The 25044-nt window shown below is 71.0% G+C and carries 23 protein-coding genes; 9 read left to right on the top strand and 14 right to left on the bottom strand.

From position 1 onward, the window contains the following. Positions 1 to 37 precede the first annotated feature (37 nt). The 3 genes from KIK06_RS24430 to KIK06_RS24420 all read right to left on the bottom strand — a co-directional run bounded on the left by KIK06_RS24430 (position 38) and on the right by KIK06_RS24420 (position 3546). Positions 38 to 1444, bottom strand: coding sequence for a sensor histidine kinase (locus KIK06_RS24430; protein WP_268645259.1), 1407 nt, complete (start codon positions 1442 to 1444; stop codon positions 38 to 40). Positions 1445 to 1448: 4 nt separating this feature from the next. Further along, a complete protein-coding gene (locus KIK06_RS24425; protein ID WP_268645258.1) occupies positions 1449 to 2117 on the bottom strand; it encodes a response regulator transcription factor in 669 nt (222 codons plus the stop codon). Between the two features lie 649 nt (positions 2118 to 2766). Continuing rightward, positions 2767 to 3546, bottom strand: coding sequence for an NAD(P)H-dependent oxidoreductase (locus KIK06_RS24420; RefSeq protein ID WP_268645257.1), 780 nt, complete (start codon positions 3544 to 3546; stop codon positions 2767 to 2769). 138 nt (positions 3547 to 3684) lie between these two features. Here KIK06_RS24420 and KIK06_RS24415 point away from each other — a divergent pair, with 138 nt between their 5' ends. Then, positions 3685 to 4533 carry a helix-turn-helix transcriptional regulator gene (locus KIK06_RS24415; RefSeq protein WP_268645256.1) on the top strand — a complete coding sequence of 283 codons (849 nt, stop codon included), beginning with the start codon at positions 3685 to 3687 and terminating at the stop codon, positions 4531 to 4533. A 248-nt stretch (positions 4534 to 4781) separates the two neighbouring features. Here the strand turns inward: KIK06_RS24415 and KIK06_RS24410 are convergent, their stop codons facing one another. After that, on the bottom strand, positions 4782 to 5207 hold the full coding sequence (locus tag KIK06_RS24410) for a CBS domain-containing protein (RefSeq protein ID WP_017600464.1): 426 nt from the start codon (positions 5205 to 5207) through the stop codon (positions 4782 to 4784). A 607-nt stretch (positions 5208 to 5814) separates the two neighbouring features. Between KIK06_RS24410 and KIK06_RS24405 the strand changes: the two genes are divergently transcribed. The 3 genes from KIK06_RS24405 to KIK06_RS24395 all read left to right on the top strand — a co-directional run bounded on the left by KIK06_RS24405 (position 5815) and on the right by KIK06_RS24395 (position 7242). Then, positions 5815 to 6294 (top strand): hypothetical protein, encoded by a 480-nt coding sequence (locus KIK06_RS24405; protein WP_017600465.1) that lies wholly within the window; start codon positions 5815 to 5817, stop codon positions 6292 to 6294. Positions 6295 to 6392: 98 nt separating this feature from the next. Next, positions 6393 to 6764 (top strand): hypothetical protein, encoded by a 372-nt coding sequence (locus KIK06_RS24400; protein ID WP_017600466.1) that lies wholly within the window; start codon positions 6393 to 6395, stop codon positions 6762 to 6764. Positions 6765 to 6894: 130 nt separating this feature from the next. After that, the gene (locus KIK06_RS24395; RefSeq protein ID WP_268645255.1) at positions 6895 to 7242 is read left to right on the top strand and encodes a VOC family protein; all 348 of its coding nucleotides are present in this window, start codon (positions 6895 to 6897) and stop codon (positions 7240 to 7242) included. A gap of 20 nt (positions 7243 to 7262) precedes the next feature. Here the strand turns inward: KIK06_RS24395 and KIK06_RS24390 are convergent, their stop codons facing one another. Beyond that, positions 7263 to 7724, bottom strand: a complete 462-nt coding sequence (locus KIK06_RS24390; RefSeq protein ID WP_051059232.1) for a nitroreductase family deazaflavin-dependent oxidoreductase — start codon at positions 7722 to 7724, stop codon at positions 7263 to 7265. 248 nt (positions 7725 to 7972) lie between these two features. Continuing rightward, positions 7973 to 8311 carry a CU044_2847 family protein gene (locus KIK06_RS24385; RefSeq protein ID WP_040690544.1) on the bottom strand — a complete coding sequence of 113 codons (339 nt, stop codon included), beginning with the start codon at positions 8309 to 8311 and terminating at the stop codon, positions 7973 to 7975. A gap of 217 nt (positions 8312 to 8528) precedes the next feature. On the opposite strand from KIK06_RS24385, the gene KIK06_RS24380 reads away from it, so the two are divergent. After that, positions 8529 to 8726, top strand: a complete 198-nt coding sequence (locus KIK06_RS24380; RefSeq protein ID WP_017600470.1) for a DUF397 domain-containing protein — start codon at positions 8529 to 8531, stop codon at positions 8724 to 8726. A 30-nt stretch (positions 8727 to 8756) separates the two neighbouring features. Here the strand turns inward: KIK06_RS24380 and fxsT are convergent, their stop codons facing one another. From fxsT to KIK06_RS24350, 6 genes are all read right to left on the bottom strand, one after another. Next, positions 8757 to 13466, bottom strand: coding sequence for an FxSxx-COOH system tetratricopeptide repeat protein (gene fxsT / locus KIK06_RS24375; protein ID WP_268645254.1), 4710 nt, complete (start codon positions 13464 to 13466; stop codon positions 8757 to 8759). Beyond that, on the bottom strand, positions 13463 to 14626 hold the full coding sequence (locus tag KIK06_RS24370; RefSeq protein WP_268645253.1) for an AAA family ATPase: 1164 nt from the start codon (positions 14624 to 14626) through the stop codon (positions 13463 to 13465). The genes fxsT and KIK06_RS24370 overlap by 4 nt, the downstream gene beginning before the upstream one ends. A 29-nt stretch (positions 14627 to 14655) precedes the next feature. Then, positions 14656 to 16110 (bottom strand): VMAP-C domain-containing protein, encoded by a 1455-nt coding sequence (locus KIK06_RS24365; RefSeq protein WP_268645252.1) that lies wholly within the window; start codon positions 16108 to 16110, stop codon positions 14656 to 14658. After that, a complete protein-coding gene (locus KIK06_RS24360) occupies positions 16107 to 17081 on the bottom strand; it encodes a trypsin-like serine peptidase (protein WP_268645251.1) in 975 nt (324 codons plus the stop codon). The genes KIK06_RS24365 and KIK06_RS24360 overlap by 4 nt, the downstream gene beginning before the upstream one ends. 216 nt (positions 17082 to 17297) lie before the next feature. Next, positions 17298 to 17723, bottom strand: a complete 426-nt coding sequence (locus KIK06_RS24355; RefSeq protein WP_017600475.1) for a DoxX family protein — start codon at positions 17721 to 17723, stop codon at positions 17298 to 17300. Between the two features lie 209 nt (positions 17724 to 17932). After that, positions 17933 to 18418 (bottom strand): MarR family winged helix-turn-helix transcriptional regulator, encoded by a 486-nt coding sequence (locus tag KIK06_RS24350; RefSeq protein WP_017600476.1) that lies wholly within the window; start codon positions 18416 to 18418, stop codon positions 17933 to 17935. Positions 18419 to 18489: 71 nt separating this feature from the next. Between KIK06_RS24350 and KIK06_RS24345 the strand changes: the two genes are divergently transcribed. Continuing rightward, positions 18490 to 19272, top strand: coding sequence for a dioxygenase family protein (locus KIK06_RS24345; protein WP_268645250.1), 783 nt, complete (start codon positions 18490 to 18492; stop codon positions 19270 to 19272). 64 nt (positions 19273 to 19336) lie between these two features. Continuing rightward, a complete protein-coding gene (locus KIK06_RS24340) occupies positions 19337 to 19912 on the top strand; it encodes an NADAR family protein (protein ID WP_268645249.1) in 576 nt (191 codons plus the stop codon). An 18-nt stretch (positions 19913 to 19930) separates the two neighbouring features. Here the strand turns inward: KIK06_RS24340 and KIK06_RS24335 are convergent, their stop codons facing one another. After that, positions 19931 to 22156, bottom strand: coding sequence for a serine/threonine-protein kinase (locus tag KIK06_RS24335; RefSeq protein WP_268645248.1), 2226 nt, complete (start codon positions 22154 to 22156; stop codon positions 19931 to 19933). Between the two features lie 558 nt (positions 22157 to 22714). Here KIK06_RS24335 and KIK06_RS24330 point away from each other — a divergent pair. Beyond that, positions 22715 to 22957: a hypothetical protein gene (locus KIK06_RS24330; protein WP_268645247.1), complete on the top strand. Its 243-nt coding sequence runs from the start codon at positions 22715 to 22717 to the stop codon at positions 22955 to 22957. A 117-nt stretch (positions 22958 to 23074) separates the two neighbouring features. Here KIK06_RS24330 and KIK06_RS24325 read toward each other — a convergent pair whose 3' ends face one another. After that, entirely contained in the window at positions 23075 to 24382 is a 1308-nt protein-coding gene (locus KIK06_RS24325) for a L,D-transpeptidase (RefSeq protein ID WP_017600481.1), read from the bottom strand. A gap of 309 nt (positions 24383 to 24691) precedes the next feature. Between KIK06_RS24325 and KIK06_RS24320 the strand changes: the two genes are divergently transcribed. Then, complete coding sequence (locus KIK06_RS24320; RefSeq protein ID WP_017600482.1) at positions 24692 to 25015, top strand: DMT family transporter; 324 nt, start codon at positions 24692 to 24694, stop codon at positions 25013 to 25015. The last annotated feature ends 29 nt before the right edge of the window (positions 25016 to 25044 follow it).

The following is a 25044-nucleotide window of genomic DNA, read 5'->3' as shown; positions in this document are numbered from 1 at the left end:
GGGAGCGCGGGGAGTCCGGGGGCGGCCCCGCGCGGCCCTACTCCGGGGGCAGGGCCGCGGGAAGCACCAGCACCGCTCCGAATCCGGGCCGGTCCCCCACCGGCAGCCCCTCCTCCAGCAGGAGCTGCCCGCCCGACTCACGGGCCAGGTCGGCGATGATCGCCAGCCCCATCCCGGTGCCCTCCACGTTCTGGTGCCGGGACGAGCGCCAGAACCGGTCCACCGCGGACCCGCGTTCCTCCTCCGGCAACCCGACGCCGTCGTCGAACACCCCGATCCGGACCCGGTCGGCGCCCGCGACCGGCTCCGCGCGCACCTCGATGCGCGTCCCACCGGACAGGCGGAACGCGTTGCTGACCAGCTCGTCGAGGATGCTGCCGAGACCGCCCGCCGGGGCCTGCGCCCACAGCCCCTCGGGCACATCCGTGTCCAGGACGAACCCGCGCGCCTCGCACAGCGCCCGCCACCGGTCGACGCGCGTGCCCAGCACCTCCGCCAGCTCGACCGGCTCCGTGCCCGTGATGCTCTCCAACCGGGTGGCGGCGAGCAGGGAGTTCAGCATGCGGTGCATGTGGGTGGCCTCGTCGATGGCGATCTCGTGCGCCTCCCGCGCCTCGGGACCGCTGAGGTGCGGCGCCAGGTTCTCCACCGCCAGACGCAGACTGGCCAGGGGGTTGCGCAGCTGGTGGGAGGCCTCCGAGACGAACGTGCGCTGCCGGTCCAGGGCCCGCCGCACGACCTCCACCATCGTGTTGAACGACTCGGTGAACCGCCGCAGCTCGGGCGGGCCGCGTTCGGCGTCCACGTGGACCTCCAGGTCACCGGAGGCCACGGCGGTGGTGGCCGCGTCGAGGCGACGGATCGGACGCAGTACCCAGCGGGACAGCGGCAGCGCGGCGGCGACCAGCAGGGCCAGCGGCACCACACTGGCCAGGGCGAGCCAGCCCCACGCGGTGAGCACGTCAGAGGCCAGCCGATCCGTCGGGGCGACCAGGACGACCACGCCGACGACCTCGCTGTCGCGGCCGACGGGTTCGGCTATGACCAGCGGTTCACGGGTCCACGGCCAGACGGCGGCGGGCGGTTCGGGACGCGCTCCCGCCATGGCGGCGGTGATCCCCGACCGCGTGGTGACGCCCGCGACCACGTCCGTCAGCCGTTCGGTACTCCCCGACCCGCCGACCACCTGACCGTCAGGGGCGACGATCGCGGCGGGGACCCCGTACAGGTCCTCGTAGCGGGCCATCTCCCGGGTGAGGGCGTCGGTCCGGTCGGTCTCCAACGCCGTCCGCGCCAGGGCGGCGAACCTGCCCGCGTCGGCGAGGAGGTCGACGTACACGTCCTGGGTGCGTTGCTGGGCGACCACCCCGCCGATCGGTACCGCGACCGCCGCGACCAGGACGAACGCGGCCGGAAGCAGGATGGTGAGCAGGCGGCGGAGCACGGCGTCACGCCTGGTCGAGCAGGTAGCCGACGCCGCGCACGGTGCGGATGCGCACCGACGAGCCGAGTTTGGCCCGCAGGGAGGCGATGTGCGTGTCGAGGGTGCGTGACGACGCCTCCCACGCCGCGCCCCACACCTGGTCGAGGATCTGGTCCCGGGCGACCACCGACGGGGAGCGCGCCGCCAGGAGGGCGAGGAGGTCGAACTCCTTGCGGGTGAGCTGGAGGGGGTGGTCCCCCACACGGGCTTCGCGGGCGCCGGGATCCAGGGTGAGCGGGCCGACGGTCACCCTCGGTTCGGTGTCGTCGGCCTCGGCTCGGGCGGCCCGGGTACGGCGGAGGACGGCGTCGATGCGGGCGAGGAGCTCGGCGACGCCGAAGGGTTTGACCACGTAGTCGTCGGCGCCCGCGCGCAGGCCGCGGACGCGGTCGCGCTCCTCGCCCCGGGCGGTGACGGCGATGATCGCCGTCTGCGGGCGTTCGCGGAGATGGCGCAGGAGGTCGATGCCGTCGAGGTCGGGCAGGCCGAGGTCGAGCAGGACGACGTCGGCGGGCGGGGCGGCCAGGGCGCGTTCGGCCGTGGCGACGCGCTGGACGTCGAAGGAGGCCGATCGCAACGCGGTGACCAGTCCGCGCGCGACCCGGTCGTCGTCCTCCACCACGAGTATGCGCATGTCCTGGATGTTAGGCGGTGGTGGCGTCGCGGTGTCCGACGCCCGGGGCGTCGTGGTGTCCCGAAGGGCTCGCGAACGGGCCCGGCCGCGCCTGGAGGGTGCGGATGAGACGGCCGACCGGGCACGGCGGATCCGCCGGTCCAGCCCCCGGGTGTGGCGGCCTGGAGGGGTTCGACGTCGGCGTCGCCCTGGTGGAAGGCGAAGTACCGACGCGCTCCGGGACCCCACACGACCCTCCACGACCGGTGGCGCCGCGCGTGGAGTCGCTCGGCGGCGCGATACTGCGATCGGTCATCACTCACGTGCCGGGCCTCGGTGCTCACCGTGCTCCCTTGTGTCCCACTTTCGGGCTTCTACCCATACGCAGAAATCACCGCGCATCAGATTTTGAGGGGATCGAACCGGTACGACTGTTCCACCGGTGCTTTCGATCGGAACTCCTGCCAGAAGCATGAACGCCACGCACCGCCACGACCGGTCATGCCACGTGATTCGGCGTAGATGTGGAGCTTCGGCGGCGACATGTGGCATGACCGTGGCGTAGACGCGACACGCCATGCCATGGTTCGCGCATGGCGAGGGAACCCCCTCCCACCCCTGGCCAGAGTTCGGCGCGCGTCTGCGTCACAGACCGCCTGTCGTCACGGCACTAACCACGCACGTGCAGCCCGAAACCGGTGCGGCCCTCGGGCTCCAGCCCCTCCTTCAGGCACAGCGAGGGGATCTCGTAGTCACCGAAGTTCTGCCGCCGGAACGCGATCGGCTCGGTCGACTCCAGGGTGAGCAGGCGCTGCTCCCAGGCCTTGACGACGTCCGGGTACTCCTCGGCGGTCATCCGATCGGTGCCGTACAGCACGAACGGCGGCAGCACCTCGAGGCCCGGGTAGTGGAGGATGCCGTGCTGGAACGGGAACAGCAGGTCATCGATGGGGCCGTTGATCCCGCGAGCGGAGTAGTGCGACTCCGGGCCGCCGGTGGTCACCGACAACAGAGCCCTCCTGCCCGCGAGGGTGCCTTCGCCGAAGCGCTCGCCGTACCTGGTGTCGCTGTGCTCACCGACGCCGTAGGCGAAGTGGTAGGTGAACACCCGGTCCACCCACCCCTTGAGGATCGCGGGCATCGTGTACCACCACAGCGGGAACTGGAAGATGATCGTGTCGGCCCACAGCAGCTTCTCCTGCTCGGCGAGGACGTCCGGGGTGAGCGTCCCCGCGTCGAAGGCCCGGCCCGAGTCCAGGGCGACCTTCAGCGGACTCGAGGCGTCGGGGCCGTAGTCCGAGGCGTCCACGACCGCCTTCCAGCCCATCGCGTACAGATCGCTCACCCGCACCTCGTGCCCGGCGGTCTCCAGAGTGGACACCGCGAGGTTCTTCAGCGAACCGTTGAGCGACTTCGGCTCCGGGTGGGCGTAGACGATCAGCGTCTTCATGGGAACTCCTTCGGATCGGACGCCTTCGATCCTGGGCTCCACGGCGCCCGGTGTTCAGGGGCGCCTCCTCCGTCGGACGGGACTTCCTGGTAACGGCAGGGCCACCCTCACCGGCACCATCCGGCCCATACTGGGGGCATGGACGATCTCGCGGGCTTCCTGCGGACCCGGCGTTCCCGGGTCGACCCGGCGGCCGTCGGCATCCCCGCCGACAGTCGCCGCCGGGTCGAGGGGCTGCGCCGCGAGGAGGTCGCGCACCTGTCCGGAGTCAGCGTCGACTACTACGTACGCCTGGAGCAGGGCCGCGCGACCCAGCCGTCCGAGCAGGTCCTCGACGCGCTCGCCCGCGTCTTCGGCCTCGACGGGACCGAACGCGGGCACCTCCATCGGCTCGCGCGGCAGCGCCGTCGCGCGAAGGCGCCGAGCGGGCGGGTCCGGCCGGAGCTGCTGCGCGTCCTCGGCCTGGTCGCCGACTCACCCGCGCTGATCATGAACCACCGCCTGGACGTGCTGGCGGGCAACCGCCTCGCCGGGCTCCTCTACGGTCGGCCGATGCCGGGTCTGAACACCGCCCGGCACATCTTCCTCGAGGAGGCCGAGCGCGGCCTCTACGCGGACTGGGAGAAATGCACCCTCGACGTGGTCGGGCACCTGCGCCTGGCCACCGGCAAGTATCCCGAGGACCCCCGCCTGGCCTCGCTCGTCGGCGAGCTGGCGATGGGCAGTGAACGCTTCCGCCACCTCTGGGCCCGCGCGGACGTGCGCGCCCGTACACATGGACGCAAGGCGTACCGGCACCCGCTGATCGGACTGCTGGAACTACATCAGGAGAACTTCGCGCTGCCGGACGAGTCAGGCATGGAGCTGCTGGTGCTGTCCGCGGCTCCCGGCGGCCCCGCCGAGGACGGGCTGCGCCTACTCGCGGGCCTGGGCGCGGACGGCGGTGACGCGCGTCCCGCCGCGGAGAACGCCCGGGTCCGCGAGTGACGGGCCGGGATGGTACGGTCGCCAGCCACTCAGCCGGGCCCGCGCCGGGCCGGAACCCGGTGAGCAGCGCCACCGCGGTGACCGGGGCCGTGTTCAGCAGCGCCTGGATCAGGCCCCCGACGACGCCATCGACCTGATCTTCCGACCCCGGACCCCACCGACCCCATGCGTGAGGGCCCCCGTCTCCCCGTAGCGGACGGGTGTGTCCACGGGGAGCCCGGAGGCCCTCGGAGGCGTCGCCGCGGCGCTCAGGCGTAGACGCGCCCGACGAACTCGGCGATCTTGTCGTTCGTGAGGTGGTGGGCCAGGTCGGCCTCGGTGATCATGCCGACCAGCCTCTTGTTCTCGTCGACGACGGGCAGGCGGCGGATCTGGTGCGACTCCATCTCCCGCAGGATCTCGTCGACACCGGCGCTGGTGGAGACCCAGCGCGGCGTGCCCTTACACAGCTCCCCGGCGGTGACCCGTGCGGGGTCGTGTCCCTGGGCGATGCACTCGAGGACGATGTCGCGGTCGGTGATGATGCCGCACATGCGCTCGTCGGGGCTGTCGGCGTCCGCGATCGGGATCGCGCCCACGCCCTGTTCACGCATCATCTCGGCGATCCGGTCCAGGCTCTCGTTGGCGGGGGCCCACTTGACTCCCGTGTGCATGATGTCGGCGGCGGTGGTCATCGTGTACTCCTGTCGGTGCTCGGGACGTATGTGACCCGTCGGTCGCGCGCGGCCCTGCCCGAGAAGCGGCGCGCCGGGCTTCTCACCGGTGTCGCGCCGCGCGCCCCGGCCCCGAATCGAGGGCGGGCCCGCGGTCCTCCGCCGGAAAGGCGTGACCAGCGCGAACACAGTCCCCCTCGCCATCCCCCATCACGGGCGGAACATACCCGGGCAAGGGAATCGGTGACAAAGAATTGGGGGGTTCATGGTGGTGCATCTTCTACCCCAAGAGGGCTGAAACAGGTACATGTCGTGCACTTGACCGGCGCACCGCACGCACCGGCGCACGGAGTCGTGAATGACGCGAAGAAGAAGGCGGACGCCCTACGGGGACTTACCCTCTGACACGCGTTTTTGTTCTCCCCGGAACGCATAATCCACCCGAACTCCACCCTTTCGGACAGCCGAGTTCCACCACATTCCTAGGACAAGGCGGGAAAAATCATCAAATCCCTGCGATCGAATCGTTCACGCCTTAGTGTCGTGGAATCCGCAGAGGCCGTTGTGCGGCCGAACCGTCCGACCGCGGGCCGACACGTGTCGTCCCGCTCTCCCCGAAGGAGCCGTCGTGCTCTCCATCGACCAGCAGATGCGGGAGATGCTCCAGACTCCCGGAGTCCGCAGCGTCTGCCTCATCGACTGGCGGGGAGGCGACACCGTGTCGCGTGTCGGCGAGAAGGACCGGGCGGCGGAGTCGACGTGGATCCTCCAGGCCCTCCACACCGGCCCCCTGTGCACCGCCGAAGCGGTGGAGGACGTGGTCGTCACCGACGACGACCACCACCTGCTGCTCGCCGTTCTGAAGGGCTCTGACCTCTGTGTGCAAGTACGGATGGAGCGGGAGCGAGGCAATCTCGCCTTCGCCCTGCGACGACTACGCGGTCTGGCGAGCACGGCCCGCGTCCTGCCGCCCCGACGGGGCCCGGGCCGGGACCGCCCCGTGGCGCGCCCCGCCGTCGCGGTGGACCGTGCGGTACTCGAACGCGTCCTGGAAGGGCTTCGCACCCTGTCGGTCGACCATCCACGGACGGGGCCGGTGATCGCGTGACCGAGCGCCGGTCTCCACTACGGCGCATTCCCGCCGTGCGCCGCTGGATCGCCCAACGGCCGACGCTGCGTCGGACCAACCCCAGAAGAGAGAAGGACATGGCCAACATCGAAACCGGGCTGAAGGAAATGATGGCGATCGAGGGTGCCCTCGGAGCCGCCGTCGTCGATTACGGCAGCGGCATGGCCCTGGGCACGCTCAGCGCGACGAGCGCCTTGGACCTCAACGTCGCCGCGGCGGGCAACACGGAGGTGGTGAGGGCCAAGATGAGGACGATCGAACAGCTCAACCTCAACGAGGCGGTCGAGGACATCCTCATCACCCTGTCCAGCCAGTACCACATCATCCGCCCCCTCACGAGCCGCAACGGGCAGGGCCTGTTCCTCTACCTGGCGCTGGACCGCTCCCGGGGCAACCTCGCCCTGGCCCGCCACAAGCTCAAGAGCATCGAGGGAACGCTGGAGGTCTGAGTCCGCGACCAGGTGTGCGGGCGGGTGGGGAGGCGCGCCCCCGCCCGCCCGCGCGGCGCGACGGGTGTGTCCCGCCGCCGCCCGGGAAGGCTCAGGAGGGTCCGCTTCCGCCCGTCGACAGGAGCCCCCGTTGTCAGTCCGTCGAGTCGTACCCGACATCCAGTCGAAGGCCATGGAGGAGAGCCGGGACTTCTACGGTCTCCTGGGGCTCGAGGAGGTCATGAACCTCGGCTGGGTCGTCAACCTCGCCTCCCCCTCCAACCCCACGGCACAGGTCATCCTCATGAGCCGTGACGAGACCGCGCCCGTCACACCGGACATGAGCATCGAGGTGGACGACGTGGACGCGGTGCATGCGGCCGTGGTCGACAGCGGTGCGGAGATCGTCCACCCGTTGCAGGACGAGGAGTGGGGCGTGCGCCGGTTCTTCGTCCGTGACCCGAACGGCCGGGTGGTCAACGTCGTGAGCCACGGCTGACCCGACGCGCCCCCACCGGATCAGGACCGTGGGCTCAGCCGGACCACCGGGTACTCGCGGCCGCTCTTGCTCTGGTACGTGCCCAGGCGGGGCTGGGCTCGGGTGATGCGCTTCCAGGCCCGGTCGCGCTCGGGCCCGTCGAGCACACGCGGCGACACCGGGACCGTCCGGCTCCCGGGCAGTTCGACCGAGGCCCGCTCGGGGCGCCCCATCAGGTTGAGGTGCCAGTCCGGGTGCCGGTCCTTCCCGCCGGACGCGACGACCAGCCACGCGTCCTCACCGTCGGGGAACCACGCCACCGGCGTCTCCCGGGGCTGCCCGCTCCGGCGGCCCGCCGTGTGCAGGATCAGAACGTCCATGCCCATGAACGAGCCGCGCCCGCCGCGGATCTTGCGCTTCATGCGAGCGTTGGCCCGGTGCTGCAGCCACCGCGACACCGGCCCGTGCCCTCCACGACTCTCCACCCGCTGCTCCTGTGCCATGACCGCCTCCAGTCAGTCGCCCTGTCCTCTCGGGGAACCAACCTAGGAGCGAGGCGCTGACCAGGGCTTCTCGATTCCTGATCGATCCGGTGGCCCGCTTCCCACCAGAAGAGGGGCGCCGCCTCACGGTGGGAGGACGGGGACGCACGGGACCACGCACGACAGGGGCGGGCGTGGGCGACGGGGTGAGCGCGTCACCACGAGCGGGCCGGTCCGCTGACGTCAGCCGTCGAGAGCGTGCAAACGTCTCAGCCCTGCTGCTGCTCTTCCTCCGGGCGTTCATAGCCCCACTGCATCTGGACGTGCAGATTTCCCTCCACCGACGACTTGGCGATGACCGCCCCGGCCTCCGCGGTGAGTTTCACTCCGAAGGTCACTTTGATGACGTCCGGCTTCAGGGAGTTTCCCAGTTCGTCGAGTGTCGCCGAAACGGCTTTGCGTACGGTGGAGAGTTTCTCCGTGAACGTCTGGGTGGCGTCCTCGATCTCTCTACCACCGCTGACCAGCATACTGTCGTCGCGGCCGTCATCGACCTCCACGACGACGGAGTCCCCGCCGTCCACGCTGAAACGAACGAGTCGTGACACTTAATGCACCTCTCGGGGGGAGCAGCCGCCGTGATCACATGATCGGTAGCTGAGTGGGCATGTACAAGTGAGTCCGAACGTTATCAGAAAACATAAGCGACCGACCGAACTTTCCGGACTGCGCGGGAAACAGGAGCGACCAATGATGGAACTGGGAGAATCGAGGCCGCCTCGTGCATAGAAAAGACCAGGGAAGACGGCGCCCCCGGAGGGACACGTGAGAGGACTCGGCCAGGAACCGGGCACGTGGCGCGTCTCCAGTTTCAGCCAGAACGGGGGGAGCACCTGTGTCGAGGTGACACTGTGGGACACGGGCCACGTCGGCGTGCGCGACTCCACCCACCGGGACCTGGCCGCGCTCGCCTTCCCACCGGAGCAGTGGGCCGTGCTGGCCCGGTTGGCCCACGGCGTATGAACGGCGGTGCGGACGGTCCGCACCGCTCGGTCACATCTGTGTCAGGAAGATGTCGGCGTCTCCTCGCACCGACTGCCGGATACTCAGCGTCGCCGGATGGCCCGCGCCCATGACGTCCCGGTAGGCGGCCTCCAGCGCACCGAACTCCTCCGCGACATCCTCACCCTGCGCGCCGCGGTCCACCAGGAGGTTCCGGTGGGCCACCAGCGTCAGCGGGTGTCGGTCGCCCAGCTCCACGCGGCAGTCCGCGACCGTCATCTCGTCGCGCTCGCGCGCCCCCACGACGTCCCCGGTGAGGAAGTGGTCGTTGGCGACGTCGACCCGGCACGCCAGCGTGCTCGGGTGGTGCGCGCCGAGCCGCTCGTGCAGCAGCGTGTGGGATCGCTCGTCCATGTCCCGCGCCTCCGCGGCCCGGCCCAGACGGCGCAGGATGATACCCCGGTTGACCGTGGCCGCCACGACGTGCGGGTGCTCCTCCCCGAGGAGCTTGACGTAGCGCTCACCGGACGTCTCGGCCAGTTCCAACGCCTCGTCGTACCGGTTCACGGCGTTCAGGCACAGAGTGTGGATGAGCGCCGCGTACAGGGTGTCGCTGCTGTCCACCCCGAGTTTGGCCAGGAACCGCTGCCAGGTGCGCTCGGACAGGGCGAAGGCGCCGGCGTGGTCGCCGATCCGCCGCCGCATCACGGCCAGCACCGACTCGTTGGACAGCGTCCCCGCGTCGTCGGAGCCGAAGACCGCCGCGCACCGCTGCACCACCTCGGTCTGGATCCGCTCCGCCTCGCGGTAGTGGCCCAGCTCCATCATCGCCTCGGCGTACCCGTTGGAGGTGCCGATCATGTTCGGGTGGTCCGGGCCCAGGACCGACTCCGTCCGGTCCAGGACGTCGCGGTAGCGGTCGACCGACGCCCTGGGGTCACCGCTGAGCAGGAGGCTGTAGCCCAGGTTGTGCGCCATCTCCAGGGTCAGCGGATCGTCCTCACTGAACATGCGCACCCGACCGCGGTAGATGTCGGCCGTCTCCCGGAGGGAGTCGGCGAACCTGCCCATGGTCCGCAGGTTGCGCACGTGCTCGCGCTCGGCCTCCAGCGCCTCGGGGGACTGCTCGCCGTGTGCCTCGCGCAGCGTGAGCAGGGTGGACTCGCACAGTTCGTGCGCCTCCACCAGCTTGCCCTCCTCGCGCATGACCTTGGAGATCTGGAGCGCCATGTGCAGGGTGTTGCGGTGTTCCTCGCCCAGGGTCCGGCGCCACCACTCGTGCGCCGTCCTGGCCAGCCGCCCGGCCTCCCCGAACTCACCCGCGGGGACCGCGTTGCGGACGAGCTGGATGACGAGGTTGCGCACCCACGGGTCCTCACAGTTCCACGCCTCCGACGCCCACACGTGCGGCACCAGCCGCGCGTACCGCTGGTGGGCGGCGACGGAGTCGTCCTGGGGGTCGTTGCGGCCCAGGAGCTGGTGGGCGCAGTGGCGCATCGCCTCCCGTTCCTCGTCGCTCATGGGCGCCTGGACCGCGCGCTGGACCAGGCGGTGCAGCGAGATGGTGTTGCTGCGGTGGGAGATGTGCGCGAGGCTGTTGCGCCCGATGTCGCGGATGGCCATCCCCAACCGCGCGGGCTCCTCCAGCGCCTGGCGGAGTTCGGGCGGCGCGTCGATCTGCCGGGCGAAGTTGAACAGCGAGCGCGGAATGGGCGCGGTGGCCAGGAACGAGCAGAGCTGGAGGAGCTGGAGCGCGGCCGGGTTGGTGGTCGCGAGCCGGTCCAGCGAGACGTTCCAGGCGGCCGCGACGGGAACCGGGTAGTCCGGGTCCACCGGGGACAGCAGCTGGATCATCTCGGTGGACTTGTCGGCGAACTGCCGCAGGTACTCCTCGGTGTCCATCCCGCTCTCGTGCAGCCACACCGCCGCCTGGTTCAGGGCCAGTGGGAGGTCGCCGAGCTCCTCGGCCAGGCGGTCGGCCTCGCCCTCGGTCAGCGAGGTCGGACCGCGGCGCTTGAGCAGCTCGATGCTCTCGGCGCGGGTGAACTCCCGCACGGACAGGAAGGTGTCGCCTCCCCTGCGCGTCCAACTGCTGTCCCGTGAAGTGATGATCACGTGTCCCTCGCCCCCGACAGGAAGGTACTGCTCCAGCTCCTCCCGGGACTGCGCGTTGTCGAAGACCAGCAACCAGCGTCCGAAGGGCACGCCCCGCCGCAGCGCCTCCAGGACGTCCTGGATGACGTGCTCGCTGCCCGCACCGACGCTGTCGAGGCCGAACCTGGCCGCCAACGAGGCGAAGGCGTCGCGCAGCTGGTTGCTGTGGCCCGCGAGGAACCAGCAGATCAGGTCGTAGTCCTCGGCGTACCGGTACAGGTACTCCTTGGCGAGCTCGGTCTTGCCGACCCCCGACATGCCGTTGAGCGCGGTGATGACCTGCCGCTGGTCCTTGACCAGCTGTGATCTCAGCGCGGACAGCAGTTCCTCGCGCCCGGTGAAGGCGGTGTTCCTCCGAGGAACCTGCACCCAGACCGCGTTCAGCGGCCGACCCCGCGAGCGTCCACCGGTGGCGGTGGGTGAGTCGAAAGAATCGTTCATCATTCCCCCACTCGACGGGATTATGGACATACCGTTTTTGTCGCCCGATGGGGCGGAACTGTGTGCAGGGTTCCGCGTTTTCCCTGTGCTGTTCTTGGTCGCGTGCGTAGATCCGGGACCCTGCGGCGATTGTAGACCAGGGACCTCGGGAAGGGCGACCTCCGAAGGATCGTTCTCACGCGATTCTCCGCCCCTGGAAAGGACGTTGGCGTACATGTCGATCGAACCCGCGTAATGACGGTTCAGGGAGATACTGTCCATCGCGGGTTTCACCGAATTCAGCCAGTGCTGGGACGCCCGGGTGGTACTCGGCTGATCCACGGGCTGCCCCCGGAGCATCCGACCGAGCTCGCCGAACCACGGGTCCACCTGGCCGAGGCGGTTGGCGGCCAGGGCCAGCATCCGGCGGATGTCGGGCACCCGTCCGCCCAGTGACAGCAGCGCCTCCCGCACGCCCTCGCGGAACTCCCAGCGCTCCTCGTCGCCGCCGGCACCCTCCGAGGCCGCCTTCCGGGTGACGAGCCCGCTGAAGAAGACCTCCGTCAGCTCCGACGGCGTGGGACCGCCGAAGACGTCCTCGCACACCGCGCCCACCATCCGCGGGACGAGCGGCACCGCGGCCAGGGCGACCGCGAGTTCGAACGCGTCGCGGGTGGCGGTCTCGTGGAACCGGCGCACGGCGCGGACCGCGTCGAACGCGCGTCCGCCACCGGAACCGGCATCCGGTGAGGGCCCGGAGCCGGAGCCTGGAGCCGGGCCGCCGAAGGCTCCGGGAACCGACCGCTCCCCCGGTTTCGTGTCCCCTCCTCGGGCGGCCGCCGCGTCGACGGCCCCGCTCCCCTGGTCCCGCGCCTCCGGGAACTCCGCCGCGTGGACCCACAGGCGGCCGCGGTCGCGGCCCATCACGAAGGAGGCCCAGGCGTGGACGGCGTCCGGCCGGAGCGGCAGCACGGGGACGACCGTCCCGGACGGTGGCGGGTCCTCCTCGTCAGTGCGAGTGATCGCCCGTTCGCGCACGTAGGCGGTGTTGGGCGGCCCGGGCTCAGCGCGTCCGGACACGCTCAGCTCCACGGGGACCGTGCGCAGCGCGCCGCGCCGCCACAGCTGGGGGCGCAGCAGGTGCAGGACCGCCACGGCCCCGGTCGCGGCGACCTCGGCGAGCCATCCCTGGAACGCGCGGTCCCGCCAGGCCCCGCCGAGTCCGTCGGTGAGCACCAGGACGAGCCGTGTGCCCGTCCTCGGCGGTGACGGGAGCCGGCGGGGGCCGCCCCCGCCGTCCCTGAGGACGGGCGCCCCGCCGTGGCCGGAGTCGAAGCGCAGCTCCCGCACCGACCGGAAGACCCCGCTGTCCCTGGCCAACCGGGAGAAGGCCGCCGCCACCCCGCGCTGGAACAGCATGGTGACGCCGTCGTCCACGAGCAGGACGAGGTCGACCGCCCGGTGCGACCGCGCGCGCAGCTCGGGGACGATCGGGACCGCGTGCCGCCCACGGTCGCCCTCGGGCCAGTGGAGGGTCTCCAACAGAGCACGGGCGTAGTTGCGCGCCGTGCCCTCCACGTCGAGGCGGTCGCGCGGCCCCTGCGGCAGTTTGAGGTTGAAGGGCCGGAGCGCGGCGAGGAGTTCCTGCCGTTCCTCCAGCACGGCCTCGCCCGTGTCGAGCGGTGGTGCGGGCTCGTACGGCCCGTCCGCCACGACGTCGCCGGGGAGGTGGACGGTCTCGACCGGTGTTCCCGGCGGCGGCTGCGACGGTGTTCCGGTCATCTGGGGCGCCGGATTTCCGGACACCTCGGACGAGGGATCCCCCGTGCTCTTCCCGGCCTCGGGAGGTCCCGGCGTCACTCCGGTCGGCTCCGTCCGCGGAGCGGTCGGGGCCGGACCACCGCGTGTCCCGTCGGCCGCGGGGGGCGCGCCATCCGCTCCGCGCGTGTCCGCGTCCGTCTCCGGCGCCGGATCCGTGTCGTGCGCGGATCGGGGCGGGTCCTGGTCCGCTCCGTCGTCCCGGGGCGGTTCCCTGCGTCGTGTGTCGGACCGGATCCGGCGCAGCGCGGCGAGGTAGACCGCGTCCGCCAGGTCCGTCGCACTGGCGCCGAGCGTTTCGGCCCAGGGGTCGGAGCGGCCGCCGGATCGTCCGGGACCGCCGCCACCATGTTCCCCTCTGACGCTCATCCCGGGGTTTCCGTGAGCCGGTGCCACAGGAGCTCGGAGAAGTGCTCCACCTGCTCCGGACCGGGCGCCGTGCCCGCCCCGTCCACCGTCCCGAGCATGTGGACGGCGTTGAGCAGTTGGTCGACGGAGAGCCGGTGGCCGTCGCCGGTGCGGCGCAGGAACTCGGTGACCAGGGCGCGCGTCCCCGGCGGCGTGGCGCCGTTGAAGTGTCCGGCGACCATCGACACCAGCTCCTCCTCGTCCGGCAGCTCCATGTACACCGGAATGCAGCGGCGCAGGAAGGCGGGCGGAAGGTCGCGGTCACTGTTGCAGGTCACGACGGTGACCGGGAAGGCCGAGCACAGGACCTCGCCGCGGGTGACGCGGGCGGTCCGGTCGGGGTCGTCGGTGCCCACCTCGATCGACTCGGCGGCCCCGGCCAGCCTGGCGAGTTCGGGAACGCGGTACCCCCCGTTCTCGAAGAGGTCGAGGAGGTCGCCCGCCAGGTCGAAGTCGCCGAGATCGAAGTCGTCCACCAGCAGCACGCGCGGCAGGGCGGCGGGGAGGAAGGCGGTGCCCAGGGGGCCGAGGGTGAGGTAGCGGCCGATGGACTCGGCGCTGCTGCGCAGGTGGGCCTCGACCGGGTCGGCGTCGGCCCCCGCGCCGTAACGGCGGTCCACCGCCCCGAGGGCCCGGCGGCGGGCGCCCTCCACGTTGAGGTCGTGGATCTGTGTGAGGGGGTCGTAGGAGTAGAGCCCCTCGGCGGCGGTGGACCTGCTGTTGACCGCCCAGCGCAGCACCCGGCCCAACCCGAGTTCGCGGGAGATCTGGTATGCCAGGCTCGACTTGCCCACTCCGGGCGGGCCGACGAGCAGGAGCGGTCGCCTCAGCAGGATCGCGGCGTTGACCCTGTCGAGCAGACGGCGGCGTCGGGCGCCCAGCGCGACCGGCCCGGTCCGGGCCCCGCCGAGCACCCGGGAGGACTCCTCTTCCCGGGGCGGGCCGTCCTGCGGCGGAGCGCCGGGGGCGGGCTCACCCCCATAGGCACGCCACGGCGGGGGCGGCGGTAGCTGGGCCGCCAGGTCGAGATGGCGGCGGGGCTGACCGGTGCCATGGAAGATCCACCACTCAGGCACCGTCCGCGCGGAGTCGGCCGGCCCTGTTCCGGGGGGTGTGGTCATGGCATGCCCTTCGGACCGCGCCCAGGGGGCTATCGGATGCTGTCGGTGGACATCTGCGGAGGAGGTTCCGGCAGGACCGGAAGGGGATCGTGGTAGATGACGGCGATCTCGAGACTGCCCTCGATGTACCCGCTCTCACTCGATGACACGCGTCCGGACCGAGAGCTGTGGAGAACTTCGGGGAGCGCTCGGATTTCCTCCGAGGTCACGGTCACCTCCCGTCCCATGCGAACCGGATTCAGCCATGATCCGATTCCCGGGCCGAATTCCGCGGATCGCCAGACCACAACCGGAACCCCAAGCGTAATCGCCGACCAGACTTGTGTATACCAACGGCTCAGGCGGGAGGGAACGGACAGAACGATCACCCGGTCGTCCCGCAGCCGTTCCGGAAGGGGGTCGTCGTCCATTCCCCGGTCGTGGAACTCGTCGAGCGCGAGTGCCTCTCCGCTCGATTCCAACCGCTGCCACCTGCTGACGCACGTGCTCCACGCGTCACGGTCCGCCCGGTCCGGGAGCAGCTCCTCCGCGCGGTACACCACTTCCGCGCGGGCGCCCAGGGGGACGCCGCCGGAGTGGGCACGCTGCCAGCTCTCGGCCTGGAGGCGGTCGAGCAGGAGCAGGGGCGCGACCAGCTCGACCCGCCTGCCGCCGTGGTGCGCCGCCCGGGGGTCGGCCTCCATCCGGCTGAGCAGTCCACCGATCCGCTCCCCGATCGAGGCCGGGTCGACGTCGGGGTGCAGGTCGTGGTCGCAGAACTCCGGTTCCTCGCCGCGGCGCTGGCTGAGGACGGTCCAGTACTCCACCTCGTAACGGCCCCGCCGCGTGCCCTGTCCGACCCGCACGACCAGGCGGGCCGGACGTTCCGGAGCGGGCGGCGTCCCCGGCGGCTCGGGAGGGCGCAGGCCCCGGCCCCACTCCTCCAACAGGCCCGTGTTGAGCGTCCTCAAGTGGCGGGCGACCTCCGCGCAGAACAGGAGCACCGGCGGTTCCCCGTCCGGTGGGGCGGGGCGTTCGGCGAGGTCCATGAGGGCGTCCCAGGCCGTGGCGGGCTCGGGGGTCTCGACCCGGAGGGTGGGTGGCCGGACTCGCTCGAAGACCGCCTCGACCTTGTCGAAGAGAACACGGGACAGTTCGTCCCGCACGGTGCCCACGTCCCGGGCGTCGCGGACCTCGACGTGCTGGGCGAGCAGGGCGTACTCCTCCTCGTCGAGGAGGGGACGGGCCGCCTCCGCCGCCGTCCGCGCGCTTCGGCCGCGGTCCTCCAGGTGGAGGACCCAGCGCAGCAGGCAGCCGACGCACTCCCGGTCCTGGCAGAACTGGACGAGTCGGCGAGCGAAGACGGAGGGCGCCCCGGAGGCGTCCACGTCCCGGCGGACGGCCCTGGGCAGATACCGCATGAGCTGCGCCCGGTGCTCCTGGGAGTAGATGTGTTCGACGTCGCACAGCGCGAGGGCCAGCCGCTCGACGTCCCGCGCGTTCACCCGGAGCCCCACTCCAGCAGCGGGGCCGCGGCCTCGCGGACACGCCGCATGGACGCGCTCCCCTCCTCCCACGCGTCCAGCTGGTCCAGGACCTCGGCGAGGAGGTCGAACTCATGGTGGGCCAGACGGACGAGTGAAGCGGCGAAGGTGCGCGGGTCCTGGTCGAGGCGTACCCGCACCCGCAGGCGCCGGTCGAGCCCCTGGTGGAAGGACCTGCGCTGATCAGGGGAGGCGATGGTGTCCAGGTCGGACATGGCGAGGCCGGTCGCGGTGACCGCCCGTCGCACGGCGCCGTCGTCCGGGGGCTGGCGCCGGGACCGCGGCCGGGGCGGGGTGGGGAGCGGTGGAACCGCCCGGTCCGACTCCCACACCGGGCGGATCTCCGTCATGGGAATCATCCAGCCCAGCCTGCCTTCGGTGGCCGCCTCACACACGATGCCCACAAGGGCGTCCGTACTCTCCTCTCGGACACCGCCACCGCTGAAACCCCGGGTGAAGACGGTTCCCGTACCGGGGTCGGTGTCGATCTGGACGTACTCGGGGTGACTGCCGCCGGACCCGGCGACGCTCCCGGTGACCCACCGACCGGAGGGGGACTGGGCGAAGCCGACGACGCGGACGCGGTCGCCGACCCGCGCTGGACCGGCGAGGACGGCGGGGCGGGCCGGGGCGGGGCGGTCGAGGCGCAGGACGGCCACGTCCCAGGGGCTCGCGTCGCGCCACCACCACCCGTCCGGGAGGACCTGGGCCATGGCGGTCCACCCGTCCGCGCCCCGGGGCGCGTCCACGTGCACACGGCTGCCGGGGCCCGCGTCACCGACGGCGGCGCGGACGACGTGGGCGCACGTGACCACGTGGTGGGGGGTGACCAGTGCCGCCGCCCCGTGGAGGGCTAAGCCGTTCCGGTCGGCGACACGCAGTTGCCAGTCGGCGGAATTCTGGTATTGCGGGTATGTGGCCAGGTGGGACAAGCAGGCTCCCGTTCGGCACGGGGGAGGGGAAACGGGGGACGGAGGTCGTTTCCACCCCGCTGTCGACGTGGATTCCGTCTGATTCTACCTACTGACCCGAAAACACCACAATACACAAATCCTTATAGCACCTGGCCTGAATGGTGAATTGAGTAGAGAAGTGCCCCGGGCCGCCCGTTTTCAAAGGTGGGAGGGCCGGGGCGCGTGAGCGAGCGCCTACGCCTCGCGGTCGGAACGGCTCCTGCGCCCCCACGGCATGATCCGATCCAGGGCGAAGCGGCCACCGGCGAAGCCGAGCGCGAGCGCGGCGGCGCCGATCACCGGGACCAGCTCCCATTCCGCGAACGCCTGACCGGCGTGCGCGAAGACGTAGGCGCCGATCATCTGGAGGGCCAGGAGGATACCGGCCAGGGGTAGCAGGAACCCGATGATGAGCGCGATCCCGCCACCGACCTCGACGAGGCCGCCCACGACGGCGGCGACCTCGGGCATGGGAACGCCCATCATCGCGAAGCCCTCGGCGGTGGCGCCGGGGTCGGCCAGCTTGGGCCAACCGTGGTAGACGAACACGCCGCCGACGACGAGTCGGGCGAGGAGGCTCGTGAAGTCGCTGATTCCCAGCCCCGATGACTGCTGGCTCATGGGTCTTCCTGCTTCCGTGTAGCGGGCGTTCCGGGAGAAGGTGTCCCGGAGCGGACGCTTGAGACTACAACCTTTTCCCGAGAAACAAGGTTTTCGTACGTGTCCAGTCGATCACATAAGGTGTCGAACCAGGCGTAAGCAAGCCGTGATCACCCCTGTTCAGAGAACTTTCCACCCTCGGGCGGCGTGTCGCGCCCCCCGGGCGCCCCCTAGGACGCCGGTCGTCCGGGGGCCTCTCCGCCGGGATCCAGGGCGCCCAGCATCGCCTCGGAGATCTCCCTCAACCGATCCGCCTGTTCACGGCTGATCGTGTCGAAGAGCACCCTCCTCACCTCCTCCACGTGCCCCGGCGCCGCCTCCCGCAGCACCTCCATCCCCTCGGGGGTGAGGGAGACGATCGTCGTGCGCCGGTCACCGGGCCGTTTGAACCGGCGGACCAGCCCGTCCTCCTCCAGACGGGCCACGGCGTGCGAGAGCCGACTCGGCGAGGAGCGCAGGAGTCCGGCCAACTCCGTCATCGTCAGCGCGCGCTCCGGGGCCTCGGACAGCGCCACGAGCGCCTGGTAGTAGGCGTGCGGAAGGCCGGAGTCCCTTCTGAGCTGGCGGTCCAGGGCGCTGTCCAACAAGTGGACGGCCCTCAGGAAGGTCCGCCAGGTCCGCTGCTCATCCTCGTCGAGCCACCTCGTGTCGGCCACCGCTCCCCCGGAATACTTGAGAGTTCAACTGTGTTCTGGGTGCCAGAAGGCTCCCATGATCGGAGGACCCCGTGTCGACCACCCGCACGCCTACCCTGTACCTGAGCCACGGAGCGCCGCCGCTGGCCGACGACGACCGGTGGACACGGGAACTCGCCGACTGGTCTGGTGGTCTGGCCCGGCCCAGGGCCATCCTCGTGGTGTCCGCGCACTGGGAGGACGCCCCGCTCACCGTCGGCGCCACAGCGGACGACGTGCCGCTGACCTACGACTTCTGGGGCTTCCCGCAACGCTACTACGAGGTCGTCTACCCCGCCCCCGGAGCTCCGTGGCTCGCCGAGCGGGTCCGGGAGCTCGCCACCGGTCCGGGTGGGAGCGTCCGCCAGGATCCGGCCCGGGGACTCGACCACGGGGCCTACGTCCCCCTCAAGGAGATGTACCCGGAGGCCGACATCCCGGTCCTCCAGGTGTCCATGCCGACGCTCGACCCGGGCACGCTGCTGGCACTCGGCCGCCGTCTCGCACCCCTGCGCGACGAGGGCGTCCTCATCGTGGGCAGCGGGTTCACCACCCACAATCTGCGTGAGATGTCCCGGCGGCCCCACGGTGAGCCGCCGTCCTGGTCGGCGGAGTTCGACGACTGGGTGCACCGGTCGGTGTCCGCCCACGACGTCGACGCCCTCCTGGACTTCCGGCACAAGGCCCCGGCCTCCGCCCTCGCCCACCCGCGCAGCGACCACTTCGCACCGCTGTTCGTCGCCCTGGGCGCCGGTCTCGACGGCCACGAGCGGTCGACGTCCACGGTGGACGGCTTCTGGCACGGGCTGGCCAAGCGCTCCTTCCAGTTCGAGTGAGGGACGGGAGCGAACCGGAAAACCCGGTGTCCGAGTGTCGGGGCCCTCTGTCACGATGTGGGTCATGACGGACACACGGAGCCCGGCCGACGCGCGGTCGGTGAGCGATGTGATCGCGGCGTCCGGCCGCCCGAAGTACCTGCACTTCTGGGGCCACCGGCCGCCCGCGTCGGGCGGCGTCTCAGCGAGCTGCCTGTCGCAGTGGTGGCCCGCCGACTTCACCGTCGACGGGACCACCTACGCCACGGCCGAGCACTACATGATGGCGGGCAAGGCACGGCTGTTTCGCGATGAGGAGGCGGCAGAGCGGATCGTCGCGGTGGACCACCCCGGGGAGGCCAAGAGGCTCGGTCGGCAGGTCCGGGGCTTCGACCAGGCGGCCTGGGAGGAGGCGCGGTTCGGGATCGTGGTGGACGGCAACGTCGCCAAGTTCGGACAGAACCCGGACCTGCGGGCGTTCCTGCTCGGCACCGGCGAACGGGTCCTGGTGGAGGCCAGCCCCCGGGACCGGGTGTGGGGGATCGGTCTGGGCGCCCGGAACGAGGACGCCGAGCGGCCCGACCGCTGGCGCGGACTCAACCTCCTGGGCTTCGCGCTGATGGAGGCCCGGGCGCGGCTGGCGGCCGGTGGGGGGAGCTGACCCCCTCCCCCGGCTCCGTCAGGCGCCACCGATCCTGGCGACGGACGTCATCGCCGCCTCTCCGAGCGAGGGGCCGAGCGGAGTGTAGCCCCCGTCCTCGACCGCCTCCGCCCCGTCCTCGGAGAGGGCGTAGGTCCAAAAGTCCCGCAACGCGGTGGCGGTGCTCTCGTCGTATCCGCACTCGAAGGCGAACACGTGGACGATCCGCATGATCGGGTAGGCCTCGCCCTCCGCCTCAGGCAGGGTGGCGACTCCGTCATCGCCCAGCACCAGCCGCTCCGCGGCCGCCGCCGCGCCGTCGGAGTCCGGGAAGACGACGTTGCCGGAGTCGTTGTAGAGGGGCAAGGTCACCAGATCGTTCCGAACGGCGTAGGAGCCGTTGACGAACCCGATCGTGCCCGGCGCGTCCATGAGCGCCCGGTGCACGCCCTCGTCCCCCGCGCCGACCACGGCGACGTCACCCCACTCGTCGGTGGTCCACCGGGCGTTCCGCGACGCCAGGTACTGGCTGAAGACCCGCGCGGTGGAGGCCCCGTCGTCGTGGCGTACCGGGACGATCTCCAGGTCCGGCCGCCATGGAACGTTCGACTCCTGGTCGGCGTCGGTCACCGGGATCTCCCGGTAGTTGGTGTAGGCGCCGAGGTAGATGTCCCCGAGCACGGACGGGGTGAACGCCATGCCCTCCATGTTCTCGCTTCCACCCACCACGGCCACGGCGCCGGTCACCACGGGGAACTGCACCACCGGGCAGCCCCGGCCGTCCTCGGCATCCTCGACCTGCTCCGGTGTGAGCCCGGCCTCCGACACGCCGAAGTCGACCTCGCCCGCGATGAACCGGAACGCACCTGCCCCCGAACCGGAGGGCTCGTAGGTCATCGTCACGCCCGACTGCCGCTCCGTGCGGTAACCCTCGGACCACAGGTCGGTCGCCATGCCGAGGAAGCTGGCCCCGGCACCGGTGAACTCCCCTTCCAGGGTGTCGACGTCGGCCAGGGCCACCGGTCCGGTCGGCTGGTCGGATCCGCCGCCCTCCCGTCCGTTGGATCCGCCCTCGGCTGCGAGGCGGTCGGCGGCGTACAGCCCGAACGCGCCGAGGACCGCGAGCGACAGGGCTCCCGCGCCCAGGGCCAGGGGGAGTTTCCAGCGGCGGGGACTCGGTCCGTCCCCGCCCAGCGGGAGCCGCGGGTCCGGGGGCGGCACCGGCGGAGGCGTCGCCGCGTACGGAGCCGGTGGGGGCGTCGCGTCCGCGAAGGGCCGCGCCGGTGGGGTGGGCGCGTCGAACGGCTGCGGGGCGGGGGTCGGCACGGTCCCCGCGGACACCGCTTCCGCGTCCCCGGTGTCCGGCTCCCAGTGGGCGCGGATGAGCCCGGCCACGATGGTCGTGTCGTCGTCCCCGAGTCCGTCCGGGACCGGACCGGCGACGCGGTGCACGAGCTCCGCCGCCCGGGGTCTGCGCCCGGGGTCCTTGTCCAGGGACTGGACGACCGGTTCCGCGAGCTCCTCGGGAAGCCCGTCCAGATCCGGTTCCTCGCTGAGGATGCGGTACATGAGCGTCTCCGCCCCGCCGTTGCCGAACGGCGGGCGCCCCGTGGCGGCGAAGGCGACCATGGCGCCCCACGCGAACACGTCGGCCTCGGGTCCGCTGACACCCCGGTAGCGCTCCGGGCTCAGCCACGCCGGAGAGCCCACCAGTCCGCCGGTCCGGGTCAGGCCGGTCTCGTCGACCGCCCGGGCGATCCCGAAGTCGAGCACCTTGGGACCGTCCGGGGCGAGGATGACGTTGGACGGCTTGAGGTCGCGGTGCAGGACCCCGGACGCGTGGATCGCGGCGACGGCCTCGGCCATGCCCGCCGCGAGCACCCGGGCGCGCGGTAGCGGCAGCGCACCGCCTCGGCGGACGCGGTCGCCCAGCGTCGGTCCGGGCAGGTAGGCGGTGGCGTACCAGGGCTGAGCCGCACGCGTGTCGTGGGCGAGAACGGGGGCGATGCAGCGGGCCCGGACCCGGCGCATCAGTTCGATCTCACTGGCGAAACGGGACCGGAACTCGGGGTCGTTCGCGTACTCGGCCCGCACGAGCTTGATCGCCACCCAGGCACCGCGGGGGTCGGTCGCCGCCAGGACCACGCCCATGCCGCCCGCGCCGAGCCTGCCGTGGACGGCGAACGGCGGGATCACCCGGGGGTCGGTCGGCTGGAGCGGGGTCAGACCGGGCGGTACTCGGGGCGGGTGGGGCGGGCGGGCCATGGAAGTCCTCGGGGTTTGGGGGCCTCCACCCCGCGGTACGGCGTCGGTCACGTCCCACGGGAGGAAATCGGTCACGCGGTTGGGACGCCTCCTGGGCCCCAGCCGTTCACCCTAGCCCGGGGCCGCGGACGGGAACGACACCCGCGCACGCGCTGGGGGGGCGGAGACGCGCTGGTGACATGAATACCAACACACGCCTCAGAACACGAGAGACAAACACTAATTTCACATACGTGATTTAGTGCATGTTTCTCCTACTCGATGCCCGTGAGGGGGAGAATTCGCCTGCGGTAAACCTTCTGTTTGGCTCCGGCCACGACGCCACAGGAGTAGAGTCCGGAAACGCGGACAGTACGGTGCCCCGGCACCCGCGCCCGTTCCCCGGAGCACTCCGGGTCTCGGCATTCTCGCCGCCACCCTTCAGCGATTCTCGTGGCCATCGGTCGACGACGCGGTCACGCGCCCCGGGAAACCGGTCCATCACGCGCGCACGGCGCGCCGCGTTCGTTCCGGGACACACCGTCCTCACATTGACGCGACCAGATCCAGGGGACTCCCATGGCCTATTACCGCATTCATCTCAATGACGGCTCCTCCCACACCCTCCAGGCGGTGCGTATGCGCACCGACGCGCACTGCCTCTACCTGGAGGAGCGCGCGGCGGGTGCGTGGCGCGAGGTGTTCACCAACCCGCTCACCGAGATCGACCGCGTCCAGCGCCGCTTCACCGAGAACGACGGCACCTGGACCTGGCTCAACGAGCGGATGCCCGCGCCCATCGGCGGTGTGCGCGCCTGGTGAGCCGGGAGCTCCGCGTGAGGGGGCGAGCATCCCGGGGGCGGAAACGAACCAGGGGCGCCGGGAACCCGCCGCGGGTTCCCGGCGCCCCTGTCGGCGCCTCTGGGCGAAGGATGTCGGTTACAGGCCCTCGCCGTGGGGGGAGCCGGTGGTCCCGGAGCCGTCGGTGGTCTGCTCACCGGTCAGGCTGGCGTCCAGCCACTCTTCCCAGGACATCTGGTAGTAGCCCCAGCCGTTGTTCCACTCCAGCTCGCGGTCGGTGCCGGTGGTCTCCAGGACGTCGCCCATGAGCGTGTTCTCGAAGATCCACCGGGCGTCCTCCATCCGCAGGTTCGTGCAGCCGTGGGAGGTGTTGGCGGAGCCGATGTTGCCGTTGTAGGAGGCCTCGTGGAGGAACTCGCCGCTGTTGGAGGTGCGGACGGCGTACTGCACGTCGACCTTGTAGGAGTCCGGGGAGTCGGCGGGGATGCCGACCGTCGACGAGTCCATGGTCAGCTGCTCGTAGCGCTCCATGAGCACGTGGGTGCCGGTGGTGGTGGTGTAGATGCGCTGGGAGGCGTCGCCGTTGCTGACCGGGATGACCCGGTCCTGCTCGCCGTCGATGTTGACGGCCATCTCGTGGTCGGGCACGTGCATCGTCAGGATCAGCTCGCGGCCGATCTCGAAGTCGATCTGGTAGTCGCGCACGCCGTAGACACCCTCGGACGCCTCGACACCCGCCAGGTGGAGGTCGACGGTGACGTTCTGGTGCGGTTCCCAGTACTCCTCGGGGCGGAAGACGGCCAGCTGGTCCGACACCCAGTTCCAGGCGCCCGCGATCTCCTCGTCCGCGACCACCTCCATGGAGCTCTCCACCTGCTCCTTGTTGGTGACGGGCAGGTCGAAGCCGACCACCACGGGCATCCCGACCCCGACGGTGTCGCCGGCCTTCGGGTAGGTGGTGTAGGGGTCCACCTCCAGTCGCTGCCCGGGGGTGGCGTCGACGGTGGTGAAGGTGTGGGAGAGCTCGGTCTCCTCACCAGCCGCGTTCGCCGCGGTGGCGGTGACGACGACCTCGGCCCCAGGACGGACGTTCCAGTCGCTGACCCATTCGGTCTCGCCCTCGTTGAGGGTTCCGGTCATGGGCAGGAGGTCGGTCTCGTCCGCCCCGGCACCGGTGAGGGAGGCCTCGCTGACGACGTTCTGCTCGACCTGGACGTCGGTGATGACACCGCTCTCGGCGGTCACCCGGATGGGGGAGTTCGGAGCGACCTCGGCGCCGCCGTCCTCGGGGGTGATCGACAGCGTCGCCGGGGCGGCGTCGACGGTGGAGTCCTCGCTGCTCTGGGGTTCGGCGTCACCGGACGTACAGGCAGTGGCCGCGAGCGCCAGCGCCATCAGTCCGATGCCGAACCGACGCGTCACCGCCGGGGTGGTGTTGCCCGTCACGTCTGGACCTCCATCTTGAACGCCGGGTGCCTAACGCAGGCTGTCGATAGTGAGACGCGCGAACGCCGAAAAGGTTCGGAACTTCCGCGGATCGGTATAGAGAGGTGATCCCGGGCGCGTGGGGCGAACGCACCGGAACAGCCGACCATACATCCCAGGGGTAGGGGGCCGATCCTCCGGTCCCGAGATTACGGTCATCCGAGACCCCCCACGCACACAGACCGATCATATCCGGGAATACCTGAGCGATCGCGCAGGTTTCTGGATACCATCTGGAGCATTCGATCAGGTTTGTCTGAAGGGGGTCCCATGCCCTGGATCTGGCTGTGCGGCGCGATCATCGCCGAGGTCGCCGCGACGACGTCACTCAAGTTCTCCGAGGGTTTCACCCGGCTCGTCCCCTCGGTCGTCGTGGCTGTCGGATACGTCACGGCCTTCGCCATGCTCTCCCAGTCGCTGAGCCGGGGGATGGCGCTCGGCGTGGCCTACGGCGTGTGGGCGGCGGCGGGCATCGCCTTGGTCGCCGTGATCGGCGTGATGTTCCTCGGTGAGTCCCTCACCTGGGTGCAGGTGGGCGGTATCGCCCTCATCATCGGCGGTGTCATGGCCCTGGAGATGGGCGGCTCCCACTGACCTCGCGCCCCGTCGACCGAGGAAGGGCC

The organism is Nocardiopsis sp. EMB25 (assembly GCF_026797795.1).
GTDB classification, from domain to species: Bacteria; Actinomycetota; Actinomycetes; order Streptosporangiales; family Streptosporangiaceae; genus Nocardiopsis; species Nocardiopsis lucentensis.
This window is presented reverse-complemented; position numbering and strand designations above follow the sequence as displayed.

What these genes read in the sequence shown, in the direction of transcription:
- KIK06_RS24425 (WP_268645258.1), bottom strand. Translation starts at nt 2,117, where the DNA reads ATGCGCATACTCGTGGTGGAGGACGACGACCGGGTCGCGCGCGGACTG.
- KIK06_RS24420 (WP_268645257.1), bottom strand. Translation starts at nt 3,546, where the DNA reads ATGAAGACGCTGATCGTCTACGCCCACCCGGAGCCGAAGTCGCTCAAC.
- KIK06_RS24415 (WP_268645256.1), top strand. Translation starts at nt 3,685, where the DNA reads ATGGACGATCTCGCGGGCTTCCTGCGGACCCGGCGTTCCCGGGTCGAC.
- KIK06_RS24410 (WP_017600464.1), bottom strand. Translation starts at nt 5,207, where the DNA reads ATGACCACCGCCGCCGACATCATGCACACGGGAGTCAAGTGGGCCCCC.
- KIK06_RS24400 (WP_017600466.1), top strand. Translation starts at nt 6,393, where the DNA reads ATGGCCAACATCGAAACCGGGCTGAAGGAAATGATGGCGATCGAGGGT.
- KIK06_RS24390 (WP_051059232.1), bottom strand. Translation starts at nt 7,724, where the DNA reads ATGGCACAGGAGCAGCGGGTGGAGAGTCGTGGAGGGCACGGGCCGGTG.
- fxsT (WP_268645254.1), bottom strand. Translation starts at nt 13,466, where the DNA reads ATGAGCGTCAGAGGGGAACATGGTGGCGGCGGTCCCGGACGATCCGGC.
- KIK06_RS24370 (WP_268645253.1), bottom strand. Translation starts at nt 14,626, where the DNA reads ATGACCACACCCCCCGGAACAGGGCCGGCCGACTCCGCGCGGACGGTG.
- KIK06_RS24355 (WP_017600475.1), bottom strand. Translation starts at nt 17,723, where the DNA reads ATGAGCCAGCAGTCATCGGGGCTGGGAATCAGCGACTTCACGAGCCTC.
- KIK06_RS24340 (WP_268645249.1), top strand. Translation starts at nt 19,337, where the DNA reads ATGACGGACACACGGAGCCCGGCCGACGCGCGGTCGGTGAGCGATGTG.
- KIK06_RS24335 (WP_268645248.1), bottom strand. Translation starts at nt 22,156, where the DNA reads ATGGCCCGCCCGCCCCACCCGCCCCGAGTACCGCCCGGTCTGACCCCG.
- KIK06_RS24330 (WP_268645247.1), top strand. Translation starts at nt 22,715, where the DNA reads ATGGCCTATTACCGCATTCATCTCAATGACGGCTCCTCCCACACCCTC.
- KIK06_RS24320 (WP_017600482.1), top strand. Translation starts at nt 24,692, where the DNA reads ATGCCCTGGATCTGGCTGTGCGGCGCGATCATCGCCGAGGTCGCCGCG.